The organism is Allocoleopsis franciscana PCC 7113 (assembly GCF_000317515.1).
GTDB lineage: Bacteria > Cyanobacteriota > Cyanobacteriia > Cyanobacteriales > Coleofasciculaceae > Allocoleopsis > Allocoleopsis franciscana.
Genome location: NC_019738.1, coordinates 3651483 through 3663969, shown reverse-complemented (window position 1 = coordinate 3663969; position 12487 = coordinate 3651483). Strand labels below are relative to the sequence as shown.

The window sequence follows — 12487 nt, the reverse complement described above, 5'->3', positions numbered from 1 at the left end:
AAAAAGGAGAGAGTTGTCTAAAACTCTCTGATCGATTCTCCTGCAAAGTAGGAAACTTCAAATCATTTAACCTTTAGATCTACCGAGCGCAACATATATGGACGAATTTAAGTCAAACTTGCTGTTAAAGCGACCGATTAACATTAAAGCCATCGTCACCCCCCGATGGAAGGAAGAAGTTCAGCAACAACTTCAGGCGCAAATTAACCAAATTGACTCCCAGCTACAACAGCTCGATATGCAAGGGCAACGAGCGATCGCAGAAATTCAAAAACAAACCTTGCAACCGCCAGGACCTCAGATGGCGCAACAAATCGAAAATATTCAAATGCAGGTCAATCAAAAGAAAAGTGAACTGCTAGAGCAAAAAAATCAGCAGCTCCAGCAACTACAACAAGTACAGATGCTCGAGCTGGATCAAGAAGTGAATCAAGGTCAGATGGAAAGTTATTTCCGTGTTGAACTGGGAGATAACCTGGTGCGAAAAATGAATGTAGAAATTCTTCTACGGGATGGAGTTGTAGAAGAAATTCGGGGTGACGTTTAGGTTGTGCGAATAGAGCGGGGCGATCGTTGGAGTACGCCTTCAATTACGCAGGGTCGAATGGCACGACGATCAGAGAGTCGGAACACTCCTCAACTCTGTCCCTAGGATGAGAAATAAACCTTTATTTGCGGACTGTGTTCCACTAGGGTAGCCCTCAAGTTCCGGTTTCCACCGGACAGCGTCCCGCTTGGCGATCATTCCTTGATTGTCATAACAAAGTGTCATTCGATTCAGGGTCATCTGCAAAGAAAAAAGCAAGAGCAGGTCAAGAGCAAAGCCTCATTGACCCATCTTGATAACCTCACCCCGGTTGACAGGTAAACTGGGAACCTTTCTGCACGATCTGCCCCAGTGGGCAAATAAAAAAACTGGGAAAACTTAAAAGAGTCTTGCCGATTGGTTACTTCACTCACACTTTAAAAACCACTAAATTTTTTAAAGCCCTAAATAAGAATTTTCGGTAAAATTTTGCTCTTTATTTGAATCTCTTAGAATATATCTAGGCAAAACCCTTTTGGCTTGATCCATAGCTGCCAAGCTTGGAGACAAGAAATCTCCCCCTTACCTACTCCAGTATTTCATGAAAAATACCCTAGAAAATCAGCTTACCCAGACCAAGCAGCGTCCGAGCAAGAAACTCTGGTTATACGGTGTTGGTGTAGCTCTTGCCTTAGGAGCTTTTGGTGCTCTCGCCGCTGTGCGTCACAACCCAGATTTACTCATCCCTGTGATTAAAGCTGGGGTGCCTGTCAAGTGGGCATCAAATGTAGGCTTCGTGGATTATGCCATTAAACGGGCAGAGACACCCCAAATTAGTGCTCAAGAACTCAAGCAATTAATTGATAGCAAGGATAAAAATTACCTCATCTTAGATGTCCGGACTCCTGAGGAGTACAAACTTTCTCATATTCCTGGGTCGGTTCTTGTACCTCTGACAGAAATTGAGGCAGGTTCCGGCATCCAAAAAGTTAAATCCATGCTTAATGGTCGTCGTTTGATTGCTTACTGCACTCATGGTTACCGATCTGGGGTGGCGCTAGTTAGGCTTCAGGAGGCAGGAGTTGAAGGCATTCAATATTCTGGCGGGATTAAGGAATGGACAGAAAAAATAGATCCCTCCCTCCCGCGCAACAATTGGTAAGGGTTGTCACTTGAGGGAAAAAGGACAAGGAAATCGTCCTTTTTCCCCTTTTCTAAAATTAGTCTTTATCCCCTTGGAAGTAAGAGTTAGAGAGATTTATCGATGGATGTTGATGTAGTCATCTAAAATTGGAAGTGCTATAAATGACTCATGACAACTTTACTACAGTTGTGAATGTTTGATTCAAATTTATGTGAACGCACACTAAATAAACTGCCAATTTTTATTCCTTGGTGGCAGATTGAATGGCTGAATCAGCCTCTTTTATTGGCTCTAGCTCTATTCGTTTTTTTCGTAATTCTGTGGTTAATTAAATATAGGACATGGAAGCATAAATTAAAAAATCGGAAGTTTTATTGGTTTTTATTTATTTTTACAGCTATTTTTCCCTTATTTATTCTTTTCTCTTCTAAATTATTAGTGGTTTTCCTGCCAACTGACCCCGGAGCAAAAGCCGATGCAATTGTAGTGCTAGGACGGGGGGGAGGAGAATTTTATGACTACAGAGTCAATCTGGCGGCTAAACTTTGGAATAATGGGCAAGCACCGCAGATTTTTGTGAGCGGGATTGCTGATGCTCCTAGTATGATAGAGCAACTGAAGGCAAAAGGGATTTCTCCGCAATCGATAGATGGAGAAAATTGCTCGTTAACTACAGCAGAAAATGCAACTTTCTCAGCCGCCATCTTACAATCACGGGGAGTTCAGCGAATTATATTGGTTACGGACGAACCTCACATGCTGCGCTCAATGCTTGTGTTCCGTGCTAATGGTTTTACCGTAATTCCCTATACGACTCCCCTGCCTTCTTACCTAGGCTTTAAGGATGAAACTTTTCTCGTCTTTAGAGAATATGGGGGATTAATCGGTTATGGTTTACAAGGGCTGTTTTTTCCCAAGGACTCACCGGAATCAAGCCGTTCAGATATTTTAGAGCTAATCCAAAAAGCTCGTGAATACGGTAAGCAGCGCAGCCTCAAGTGAGGAATATCAAGAGCAAAGCTTTATTGACCAATCTTGATGACCGCGCCCCCGTTGACAGGTAAACTGAGAGCCAGCCCACACGATCTTCCACTGCTTGCCCGTCTGGGATTTTGAGGTAGGGACTAGTTCAGCTCGATACCGAATTGCCCGCACCGAATCATCCGCAACACCGGTTTGGGTAATGATTACAACGGCGCGATCGGGTTGCGGATACTCGACTTTTACGTCTCGTGAACCTCCCTCGGAGTCAACATCACCGAAAGCCGCTAGGGCGATCGCTTTGGGTTCCTCACCGGTGAGAGCTTCATTTTTCGTTAACTGAGTAAGGGCAATGGGTTTGTAGTTTTCTCGATTAACCTTTACGCTAGCGCTAGAAGTCTTAATTTCCGACTTGTCCTGACTCAATATGGGGCTAGGTGTCACAAGGGGTGAGGGACTCTTCACAGGTGTTGTTTCCTGAGGGGTTAGCTCTGAGCGATTCCCTTCGATGTTCCTCGACTCCACATTGACGCGATTGCAAGCACTCAGGGTGATCGCCACACTGGCTAGCAGCACGAGAGAATTTTTCAACTGACCAGACATAACACTTAACAGCAGAGCTGTTCAATAAGGGAAATAAAAATAAATAACCGAATAGAGCTTTGTCATGTTTCAATTGCAACGTTGACGAAGTTTGTAGATCGGATAATTTAACTTACGGTTTGAGTCAATAGCACATCAGGAATGGCTTGTTAATTTAATCTATATTTTTAACATATCTTTACTATCAAACCGTCTACTCAATTAGCGATGCTGTCGCTAACCAGGCTGGAGCTACGGGGAGAGGAAACCATCTGCGAAAACTGAGAGCAAGTATCGGTTTCACTGACGGGTGAATCTAAAGTTGAGATAAGTAGGATTCACGCCAAGTGGAAGAAGCTCTGGAATCCTATCTCCTGGGTTGATGAGTTCATCGTAACTTTAAGAATCGATTTTTAATTTAAAGCTGAAATAATTATTTATCGAAGAATTATAACTTTTTCGGATACTCAGGTAACCTATGGTTATGACAGAAACGCGTGACCTAATTTGAGTTTTATCTCGGAATGATATTCTTCTATTTTAGTCAAATAATCCTCGCTTTTTGATGAAAAACTCTCAATAAATATTTTTTCAAGCCAGGATTTAAACATTGGGATTTAAAGCTAATTAATCCTTTAAACCCCGCTAAAAATACTCTACATTGTCCCAATGTAGTCAGCTAATTTTGCAGGAATAACAGCAACCAATAAGTTTTTTTGTTCATTAACTGCAAAACACCTGGGTAAGCATTACCAAACTGCAATTGCGATTTAGACAGGATAGAGAGAACAAAGGAAAGCAACAATCATGCTCGACGTTCGCACGAATTTATCCAACTTCATCCCCCAAGGCAATCCCGTTGGCAAACTTACCCAACTTCCCGTCGTCGGCAATCGGTTTGTGCAAACGCAAGTCCCTCAGATGAGCGTCCAACAACTCCAGCAACTTTTGACGAAAAACGCCACCAATCTCTTACTGATTGATGTGCGCTACAACAGCGAATTTAACATTGCTCACCTACCAGGAGAGTGGTTCCTGATTCCTTATCCACAAATTAAATCGGGTGCAGCATTAGCAAAAATCAAAAAACTCATTCAAGACAAACAACAGCATCATCCCAACGAAGAAATACAAGTCCTCATTTTGTGTAGAGCTGGAATTCGCTCAGCCCACAGTGTCTTTCGCCTACAACAAGCAGGTATCAAAGCCACCAATATTACGGGTGGGATTGATGCCTGGAGAGATTACATCGACCCAAGTCTTCCCACATACGTGCGTAAAGACATCCCCGAAATTAAGTTAAGTTTGGCCAATAAGCGAGTGCCCAAACAACGCTGGTTATCCGGTTGTGGTGTAGCTCTCGCCTTGGGCGCTGTGGGTGCTGTAGGAGCGGTACGCTACAACTCGGACTTACTACGACCTGTGATCCAAGCGGGAGTGCCTTTAGCTGTGGCCTCAGATTTACCGATCATCGGCGATGCGATTCAAGAAGCGTCTGAGCCAGTCATGAGTGTACAGCAACTCAAGAAACTCATGAACAGCAAGCAGGAAAATTACCTGTTGGTCGATGTTCGCACGCCCGATGAATACAAATTTTCACACATCCCCGGTGCCGTCTCGCTGCCTCTACAAGACATAGAACAAGGCAAAGGCATTAACGCCATTAAGTCCCAGCTTAAAGGTCGTAAACTCTTGGCTTACTGCACGACTGGCAAACCCTCTGCCCGTGCTTTAGTACTGCTACAGAAGGCTGGGATTGCCGGAACCAAAGTCCAAGGTGGCATCGAAGCTTGGACTAAAGAAATTGATCCATCACTCCCTCGCTATCAGGGGCGAAAAATCAGCTAATACCAAGTTGCAGTCAAAGATAGCAGACTTTTTCCCCAGCTCCCCAGCTCCCCTGCTGTTTCTGATCTATCCCCTTTGAACGCAACTTCGTATAATTGTCTCCCCGTTTCGGCTTGTGGCAAAAATCAATATAGATCTCTTGGCGATTTCGGCTGCTAAGTGTTAGAAATGCGATCTGGGGTACAGCTTCTCCAAGAACTGTGAAGACTCAATGGTTCTAGAGCCGTTCCTCAGGCTACAATGCAATCTGGCAAAAATTCTTGTTCGCCTTAGCTCAATTGATTCGGAAAACCACCTCATGATCCACGAAGTTTTCATGCCCGCCCTCAGTTCCACAATGACCGAAGGCAAAATAGTCTCTTGGGTAAAATCTCCAGGGGACCGAGTTGAGAAAGGCGAAACGGTGGTGGTGGTTGAGTCAGATAAGGCAGATATGGACGTTGAGTCCTTCTATGAAGGTTATCTGGCTGTGATCACGGTACCGGCTGGTGAATCAGCTCCCGTAGGGGCGGCGATCGCACTTTTGGCAGAATCGGAAGCTGAAATTGAGCAAGTTAAACAACAAGCGGCTCAATCCAGCCAGGGTACTGCTGTTTCCACCCCTCAAAAAGACTCGGTACCCACACCGACGCCTGGACAAGTAGAGGCTGCCCCAGTGGCGGCTCAAGATACACCCAGCCCTCGCAATGGACGGATTGTCGCCTCACCTCGCGCTCGCAAGTTAGCCAAGGAACTCCGCGTCGATCTCAACAGCCTCAAAGGCAGTGGCCCCTATGGGCGGGTTATTGCCGAGGATGTGGAAGCCGCCGCCGGGAAAGGGAGTACTCCTGCCGCTACGCCTGCCGCGACGACAACAGCACCGAAACCAACCTCAACCCCCGCGCCAACTACCCCTGCACCTCGTCCAGCCCCCACCCCAGCGGTTCCTGTTGCTGCCTTGGGTGAAACCGTACCGTTTAATACGCTGCAAAATGCGGTGGTACGGAATATGGTTGCCAGCCTTCAGGTGCCTACCTTCCACGTTGGCTATACCATTACAACCGATGAGCTGGATAAGTTATACAAAAAAATCAAGACCAAAGGCGTGACGATGACGGCACTGCTGGCTAAGGCCGTGGCGGTTACGTTACAAAAACATCCTTTGGTCAATGCCAGTTGTGTAGAACAGGGCATTCAGTATCACAGTTCCATCAATATTGCCGTCGCGGTGGCAATGCCTGGTGGAGGACTGATTACGCCGGTCTTACAACAAGCTGACCAAGTTGATATTTATTCCCTATCTCGCAATTGGAAAGACTTGGTAGAACGTGCCAGACTCAAGCAGTTGCAGCCGGAGGAATATAGCTCTGGTACCTTCACGCTGTCCAATTTGGGCATGTTTGGGGTTGACCGTTTTGATGCTATTTTACCGCCAGGACAAGGGTCAATTTTGGCGATCGGGGCATCACGTCCTAGCGTTGTGGCAACGGAGGAGGGAATGATGGGTGTGCGGCGTCAGATGCAGGTGAATATCACTTGTGACCACCGGATTATTTACGGTGCTGATGCGGCAGCGTTCCTGCAAGACTTGGCGAAGTTGATTGAAACCGATCCGCAATCGTTAACGCTTTAGACCCCCTAACCCCCTCTATGAGCGCCGGCTGATTAAAGGGGGAAAAGAAAAATCTTTGGCATTCGCCTGCCCAAGTTCATGCGATCGCCTATCCTCTGAACAAGAACATCGCATATGTTCGTGGGCATCATTCCAGCGACGAAAACGACCAACAGTAAGTCGCTGCATTTTGGGAAGAAGTCTGACGAGGCACCAAGGACTTAATCGTTCGAGGTAAGTAGTCATGAATTCCTCCTGGTATTGCCTGCGGGTTGTTTGGTTAATGCACGTTGAATGAGGTTGGAGAGGGTGGCGCGGGTGGAATCGTTATCTTGCGGGTGAAGCACCCAAGCACTGATAGGGGCGGGTTGATAGGTCAACAGGTAGAATTTGTCATCGGTGACGTAAACAGCCCAAGCAGCTTGTTTGGGTTGCTTGCGGATGCGGTAGCCGCGTCGTTTGAGTGCAGCGCGAATAATTTCAATTTCTTGGGCGATACGCCGTCCTGAAGCCCTGTGGTTGTTGGCTTTGCGCTGGTTCGCTTTGAATGTTCTCAAGGTTTTTAGGTTGCTCTAAACAACTAAAGCCACCCTACAAAGAGGATGGCTAGCGAGATAATGTCCAACGGATATTTACATTGGGTGAAAGTTGGGATTCCTATGGGTTGCGCTTGGGAGAACACAGCGCGTTTAAGAGTTGTTCGGGAATGTCTTGGTAATGCTCCAATAGGAAGTCCATCAAGGCGAGATGGCGCAAATCGGAAGGTTGCGGACGGCGGTAGTTTTTACCCCTTCTAAACCAGCGTCGGACGGTAGACATGGAACGAGAGCAGATAAAGGCGATCGCTTCGTGATTGACTTGCCATTTGGCGTAGAATTGCTGCGGTGTCATCCCAAGTTGACAGTAACCGTAGAAGTCGATTAGAGTTTGTTCTCGTTCGGTGAGGGGACGGGGTTTCATGCGGCGTCCTCCATCGGTTCGAGGTCGTTTTCCCAGGCGATATCGGCAACCGTCCAAGCGGTACTGGGGGAGAGTTTGTCGAGCCAAATGAGGTAGCACCACGTCCAAGCGCAGTGGTGGGGAGCAAAGCTGTAGAATCTGCCGATCGCAATTCCCCAGTCTGTTTTGTCGCCTTCAGGAATCCAGCGCAGTTTGTCGCCGTATAAGTAGGGTTTGCTGTAAAAACCGGAAACCCTTAGCTATAAATAGTTTGAGCGGTCTTGAAAGTTGTTCAGCTCCCAGGAAATCTGGTAGAATCCCACAAAATCCTTGTACCAAGAGCAGGGAAAATGTACAGAAAAGCTTCCTCAAGCCCGACCCCACCGGAAAACTTTGAGCTGCCCTTTGAGGGAAAGTTATCACAAGATAACCGTTGGGTAATCATGGCAAATCTGATACCCTGGGATGAATTTGAAGAGGAATACGCCAAAATTTTTTCTATTGATATGGGGGCACCTGCGCTGCCATTTCGGATGGCATTGGGTTCATTAATAATCAAAGAAAGATTAGGAATAAGCGATCGGGAAACAGTAGAACAAATAAAAGAAAACCCTTACTTACAATACTTTATAGGGAGAAAGCATTACAGCAACGAAGCCCCTTATGATGCCTCACTTTTGGTAAGATTTAGAGAAAGGATAAATGTTGATTTAGTAAATCAAATAAATCAAAGAATGGTAAAGAAGATTCAGGAAGAAACAGAGGAGGAATCTAAAAAAAAAGCTCACTCTCAGAAAGGCAAGAAACAAGAGAAAGCCCGAATCAAGGGAAATTAATTCTGGATGCTACCTGTGCGCCAGGAGATATCAGCTATCCCAATGACTTGGGTCTATTAAATCAAGCCAGAGTCAAAACGGAAAAGATAATAGATACTCTCTATAAGCCCCTAAAAGGGAGACTAAAGAAAAAGCCAAAAACTTATAGAAACCTCGCTCGGAAAGATTACTTGAAAGTCGCCAAAAAACGGAGATCGTCAAGAAAAGAGAGAAGAAAAGCTATAAAAAAACAACTGAAATATATAAAAAGAAATTTATCACACATTGACCAGCTCCTTCAGACAGGAGAAGCACTTGAGGGTTTGAGCATCTCTCAATATAAGAGCTTGCTGGTGGTGGCGGAAGTTTACCGTCAACAGCAATGGATGTATGAGAATAAAGCCCAGAGAATTGACGACAGAATAGTCAGTTTAAGTCAGCCCCATATCCGTCCAATTGTGAGAGGAAAAGCCGGAAAACCTGTAGAATTTGGAGCTAAACTAGCAGCAAGCGTCAGAGATGGATATGTCTTTTTAGACCGTATAAGCTGGGATAACTTTAATGAAGCCGGAGACTTAAAAGCCCAAATAGAAGCATTTAAACAGCACACAGGAGTCTATCCCGAATCAGTACATGTAGATAGAATTTATCGAAATCGCGAGAATCGAGCATTCTGTAAAGAAAGAGGGATTAGAATAAGTGGCCCCCCCTTAGGCAGACCTCCAGCTAATGTCAGCTCAGACAAAAAGAAACAAGCCTTAGACGACGAGAAGGTTCGCAATGCTATTGAAGGAAAATTTGGCATCTCAAAGCGAAGATTTAGCTTGAATCGCGTCATGGCTAAACTGCCTCATACTTCTCAAACGGCTATTGCTATCACTTTTTTAGTCATGAATCTTTCCACCCTGCTACGGCAGTTTTTTTGTCTTTTTTTGTGCAATACACAACATCACGCCTTTTTTCTCGATAACTATTAATTCGGCTTATGCTTGTGGGAATTAACAACAACAAAAGCTCATTATTATTCCAGGATTAAATAACTGATTAATCCATCGGTTGTTTTTCGCCGACTTATTCAGCAAGCCCTAAGTAGCGAGGGGTTTGAACGTCGGGGAAGTTGGCTGGCAGGTCAATGGATGGGGGCCCAAATACTAGGTGAACTAAGCTGGGGGGTATGTCGATGCTGCCGTGACGTAGGGCGTTTAAGTATCCGGCGATCGCTTTGCCGTTGAGGTTGGCGGTTAATTCTCGGATGAGGATAGCGGCTAGGCTTTCGAGTTCGGGTTGGGTGAGGTTCATCCACGCCGCATCGAAGTCGGCATCGGAGTAGGTTTTCAGGCGGGTGATCAGAGGCGCGATCGCAAAATCCTCTAAGGCTTGCTGATAGCCATCAATGAGGCTAATTGCTTGATTTTTTGTCATGATCAAAGAATCTCCCTAATTGTGTGGAGGTAGAGCCGTGCGGATCAGGTTGGTAGCCAAGGATGCACGGCTCTTTGTATCGATAGGTTTGTTTTACCCTATGTATACATAAGGCAATTGTAACAGAAAAGATGTCTATAGAAGTCATAAAATAAAGGTTTGAAGCTATGCATAAATAGGGTTAAAGGATGAGAGATCGTCGCAAGAAAAAGCAAAATCAAGCCGAGAGAATGGCTTGGGGAGAAGCTAAGGAGCGATTCTCGATTATGCTGACGCCGACAGCCGCGCAAAAAATTGATGAGAGGGCGAAAGCTTTAGGACTTTCTCGTTCGGAATTGCTAGAGCAGGCAGCTAGGGGTGTAGTGTCAATTAGCGATACTGAAATGAATCAGGAGGACAAAGAAAACCTGGGAAAGCCCTCAGCGAACTGATTACCCGTTGTCAAGGTGAATTAGCGGGTCGAGGTGGGTTGGTTAGACGGGAAGTAGACAGTGATCGCATCCAACAATTACAGCAGCAGATTGAGGTGTGGCAAGCGTTGCTGGAAAAGTTGGGAGGGAATGAATGAGCGATCGCTTTTCCTCATTGTCCGAGGTGCGATCGCATCCAGCAATTACAGCAGCAGATTGGGCTGTGGCAAGCGTTGCTGGAAAAGTTGGGAGGGAATAAATGAGCGATCGCATCTTATGCCGAGTCGCTCTATCATCCGATGAGGTGGCACTTGAAGCAAATACTGCGATGCTACGCAGACACCCCTAATGCCTTTAAAACCATTGGCAATAACTTACTGCACGCTTCTACAATGCTGGCAGTTTGCGGCAAACTGCTCAATGTTGCGTCAAACATCTTCCTCGCTTTGCGTGCTAACCCTTCTTTTTTCGCAGGTTCCTCTGTCTGCTTAGCTTCTGCCAAAACTTGCACCTGCTCTAACAGATCGGCTTTGTCGGGGTCAGATAGGTTGGAATCATTTTCGATCGCCTGTTGGAGTTGTGTCAGGAGTTCTTTAAGGTTAGGCTGATCGGGTTCAGACGCATCTGGCAACTGATTGATCGTGTTGGTCACGTTGCCGCTAATGGTGCCAAGATTAACGACTCCACTGACATCACCACCAACTAAGCCACTGATGTCACCAATGCTACCACCGCCTGAAGTGATGTTGATTCCCTTGTTCTCTGTCACAACCAATTCTCCTTGAATGACCTGAATTGTTTCCGCTTGAATTTTAGATTGATGCGTACCTGCTTCAATAAACTGCTCGATCGTTCCCTTAAGTGTGCGAATTTCAGCATCTTGTTCAGCCAATCTTAACTGAACGGCGATTGGCAATTCTTTCTTAATTCGAGCATAATCCGTAAAATACTCGTGACTTAACTCAGATTTGTCTGCTCCTGGTGCCGTTGTAAACCTGAGATTCAATCCATTGCCGCCTCGCCGTTCGATCGCCACAAACTGTAGCTTTTCCTCTGGATGATTGACTGACAGGTTTTTGAGGGCAATGGAGATGGCGCGGGGGTCAATATCCTGACTGTGGTACAAATCTAGAGTATCAACGTAAGGTTTAATGAAATCAGAAAATTCTCCATCAGCGAAGGTTTCTCGCCAGTTATCGGGCTTTCGTAATCGGTCGGGATTGTCTTTTGTCTCAAGACGCATGAATATGTAGTCACATCGTACACCCTCTAGCTTGGTAGTACCTGTAATCCCCCAATCTTCAATACAGGCTCCCGTGAGGATTGCTCCTGTTAGATCTGCGCCATCCAATTGAGCTTGCTTCAGGATAGCTCTAGACAAATCCGTATTTTGTAAATTGGCATGATTGAGGTTTGCCCCAATAAAACTGGCATCTTGCAGATTTGCGTCTTGCAGATTGACCCCTTCCAGATTCAAACCATCAAAGTTTTGAGCTTGTCCATTCAGTGTGACAACCAGTTGGCGGATTTTAGGATTGGCAAGGTAGGTGTTTCCTAAGCGAGAAAATTCAAGTCCTTTAGCTTCAAAAAGACGAGTACGCTTAAGATTAGCTCCTCTTAAATCACAAAGTTTAAGCGTTGCACCAGTAAAGTCTGCATCAGTTAGATTTGCACCTCTAAAAGTATGACCTCCTTTTGCTGCTATTGCTATGGCAATCTGAAGCATCCATCGAAATGCCTGATTACCCTTAACTGTCTTCCAACTGAGATGCCCTGCCAGCATAACAGCAACAAGGACTATGGGCATTGCAAGGACTATAGGCATTACCTTGAATGTTCGCATGGTTGCAGCAGCCATAAGGATCGTGGGGATAAACACACTGACGGCAGCAACAGGAATAGATTCAATTACAACTGCTGCTAGAGTCATTGATAGCCCTGTCATTGCAATACCAGAAGCAACCAGAACTATGGAGCCAGCACCAGTGAAAAAAGAAGTACCAATGTCAATACCAGTCTCATTTGTAGGGAGAATTGTTGATAGAAGCAAAAATGGTGTTAACGATGCTATGCCTACAATAACTCCTAGCGGAAATCCTCTTCGGTAAATAATAAATACTGAAACTAATAGAGACAGTAAAACTGAAGATCCATGTATGGATTGAGAGTATTTTATTAGTAAAGTAATTGAAAATATGCTGCCTGCTCCCAAGAGCGCTCCTGAAAATA

The 12487-nt window shown here is 45.5% G+C and carries 15 protein-coding genes; 8 read left to right on the top strand and 7 right to left on the bottom strand.

Annotated elements, in window-relative coordinates; translation table 11 throughout:
* Positions 1-97 precede the first annotated feature (97 nt).
* From MIC7113_RS15375 to MIC7113_RS15365, 3 genes are all read left to right on the top strand, one after another.
* Positions 98-547: a YlqD family protein gene (locus MIC7113_RS15375; protein WP_015183075.1), complete on the top strand. Its 450-nt coding sequence runs from the start codon at positions 98-100 to the stop codon at positions 545-547.
* Between the two features lie 580 nt (positions 548-1127).
* Positions 1128-1688: a rhodanese-like domain-containing protein gene (locus MIC7113_RS15370; RefSeq protein ID WP_051055703.1), complete on the top strand. Its 561-nt coding sequence runs from the start codon at positions 1128-1130 to the stop codon at positions 1686-1688.
* A 174-nt stretch (positions 1689-1862) separates the two neighbouring features.
* Positions 1863-2672: a YdcF family protein gene (locus MIC7113_RS15365; RefSeq protein WP_015183074.1), complete on the top strand. Its 810-nt coding sequence runs from the start codon at positions 1863-1865 to the stop codon at positions 2670-2672.
* Positions 2673-2678: 6 nt separating this feature from the next.
* Here the strand turns inward: MIC7113_RS15365 and MIC7113_RS33385 are convergent, their stop codons facing one another.
* Entirely contained in the window at positions 2679-3254 is a 576-nt protein-coding gene (locus MIC7113_RS33385) for a hypothetical protein (protein WP_015183073.1), read from the bottom strand.
* Between the two features lie 786 nt (positions 3255-4040).
* Between MIC7113_RS33385 and MIC7113_RS15355 the strand changes: the two genes are divergently transcribed.
* Positions 4041-5081, top strand: a complete 1041-nt coding sequence (locus MIC7113_RS15355; RefSeq protein WP_015183072.1) for a rhodanese-like domain-containing protein — start codon at positions 4041-4043, stop codon at positions 5079-5081.
* 298 nt (positions 5082-5379) lie between these two features.
* Positions 5380-6693, top strand: coding sequence for a dihydrolipoamide acetyltransferase family protein (locus tag MIC7113_RS15350; protein ID WP_015183071.1), 1314 nt, complete (start codon positions 5380-5382; stop codon positions 6691-6693).
* A gap of 15 nt (positions 6694-6708) precedes the next feature.
* Here MIC7113_RS15350 and MIC7113_RS35445 read toward each other — a convergent pair whose 3' ends face one another.
* The 3 genes from MIC7113_RS35445 to MIC7113_RS15340 all read right to left on the bottom strand — a co-directional run bounded on the left by MIC7113_RS35445 (position 6709) and on the right by MIC7113_RS15340 (position 7632).
* Positions 6709-6918, bottom strand: a complete 210-nt coding sequence (locus MIC7113_RS35445; RefSeq protein WP_015183070.1) for a hypothetical protein — start codon at positions 6916-6918, stop codon at positions 6709-6711.
* Positions 6915-7229 carry a hypothetical protein gene (locus tag MIC7113_RS15345; protein WP_015183069.1) on the bottom strand — a complete coding sequence of 105 codons (315 nt, stop codon included), beginning with the start codon at positions 7227-7229 and terminating at the stop codon, positions 6915-6917. Before MIC7113_RS15345 ends, MIC7113_RS35445 begins: the two co-directional genes overlap by 4 nt.
* Before the next feature lie 100 nt (positions 7230-7329).
* Entirely contained in the window at positions 7330-7632 is a 303-nt protein-coding gene (locus tag MIC7113_RS15340; protein WP_015183068.1) for a hypothetical protein, read from the bottom strand.
* A 329-nt stretch (positions 7633-7961) separates the two neighbouring features.
* On the opposite strand from MIC7113_RS15340, the gene MIC7113_RS35440 reads away from it, so the two are divergent.
* A protein-coding gene (locus tag MIC7113_RS35440) for an IS5 family transposase (RefSeq protein WP_390463838.1) occupies positions 7962-9403 on the top strand; the annotation gives its coding sequence in 2 pieces (ribosomal slippage) (positions 7962-8393 and positions 8396-9403; 1440 coding nt in all).
* A gap of 94 nt (positions 9404-9497) precedes the next feature.
* Here MIC7113_RS35440 and MIC7113_RS15325 read toward each other — a convergent pair.
* A complete protein-coding gene (locus MIC7113_RS15325) occupies positions 9498-9848 on the bottom strand; it encodes a hypothetical protein (RefSeq protein ID WP_015183067.1) in 351 nt (116 codons plus the stop codon).
* A 188-nt stretch (positions 9849-10036) separates the two neighbouring features.
* Here MIC7113_RS15325 and MIC7113_RS15320 point away from each other — a divergent pair, with 188 nt between their 5' ends.
* Positions 10037-10279, top strand: a complete 243-nt coding sequence (locus MIC7113_RS15320; RefSeq protein ID WP_015183066.1) for a ribbon-helix-helix domain-containing protein — start codon at positions 10037-10039, stop codon at positions 10277-10279.
* A 42-nt stretch (positions 10280-10321) separates the two neighbouring features.
* Here MIC7113_RS15320 and MIC7113_RS36480 read toward each other — a convergent pair whose 3' ends face one another.
* Both MIC7113_RS36480 and MIC7113_RS15315 read right to left on the bottom strand, forming a co-directional pair.
* Positions 10322-10531, bottom strand: a complete 210-nt coding sequence (locus MIC7113_RS36480) for a hypothetical protein (RefSeq protein WP_155898007.1) — start codon at positions 10529-10531, stop codon at positions 10322-10324.
* Positions 10532-10589: 58 nt separating this feature from the next.
* On the bottom strand, positions 10590-12065 hold the full coding sequence (locus MIC7113_RS15315; RefSeq protein ID WP_226883652.1) for a pentapeptide repeat-containing protein: 1476 nt from the start codon (positions 12063-12065) through the stop codon (positions 10590-10592).
* Between MIC7113_RS15315 and MIC7113_RS36475 the strand changes: the two genes are divergently transcribed.
* The gene (locus MIC7113_RS36475) at positions 12058-12366 is read left to right on the top strand and encodes a hypothetical protein (RefSeq protein WP_155898006.1); all 309 of its coding nucleotides are present in this window, start codon (positions 12058-12060) and stop codon (positions 12364-12366) included. The two genes, MIC7113_RS15315 and MIC7113_RS36475, sit on opposite strands and share 8 nt — an antisense overlap.
* Positions 12367-12487: the final 121 nt, after the last annotated feature.

Coding starts and splice junctions, on each gene's coding strand:
- MIC7113_RS35445 (WP_015183070.1), bottom strand. CDS start 6,918: ATGACTACTTACCTCGAACGATTAAGTCCTTGGTGCCTCGTCAGACTT.
- MIC7113_RS15355 (WP_015183072.1), top strand. CDS start 4,041: ATGCTCGACGTTCGCACGAATTTATCCAACTTCATCCCCCAAGGCAAT.
- MIC7113_RS33385 (WP_015183073.1), bottom strand. CDS start 3,254: ATGTCTGGTCAGTTGAAAAATTCTCTCGTGCTGCTAGCCAGTGTGGCG.
- MIC7113_RS15340 (WP_015183068.1), bottom strand. CDS start 7,632: ATGAAACCCCGTCCCCTCACCGAACGAGAACAAACTCTAATCGACTTC.
- MIC7113_RS15320 (WP_015183066.1), top strand. CDS start 10,037: ATGAGAGATCGTCGCAAGAAAAAGCAAAATCAAGCCGAGAGAATGGCT.
- MIC7113_RS15350 (WP_015183071.1), top strand. CDS start 5,380: ATGATCCACGAAGTTTTCATGCCCGCCCTCAGTTCCACAATGACCGAA.
- MIC7113_RS15365 (WP_015183074.1), top strand. CDS start 1,863: ATGTTTGATTCAAATTTATGTGAACGCACACTAAATAAACTGCCAATT.
- MIC7113_RS15375 (WP_015183075.1), top strand. CDS start 98: ATGGACGAATTTAAGTCAAACTTGCTGTTAAAGCGACCGATTAACATT.
- MIC7113_RS15315 (WP_226883652.1), bottom strand. CDS start 12,065: ATGCCCATAGTCCTTGTTGCTGTTATGCTGGCAGGGCATCTCAGTTGG.
- MIC7113_RS15325 (WP_015183067.1), bottom strand. CDS start 9,848: ATGACAAAAAATCAAGCAATTAGCCTCATTGATGGCTATCAGCAAGCC.
- MIC7113_RS36480 (WP_155898007.1), bottom strand. CDS start 10,531: ATGCGATCGCTCATTTATTCCCTCCCAACTTTTCCAGCAACGCTTGCC.
- MIC7113_RS36475 (WP_155898006.1), top strand. CDS start 12,058: ATGGGCATTGCAAGGACTATAGGCATTACCTTGAATGTTCGCATGGTT.
- MIC7113_RS15370 (WP_051055703.1), top strand. CDS start 1,128: ATGAAAAATACCCTAGAAAATCAGCTTACCCAGACCAAGCAGCGTCCG.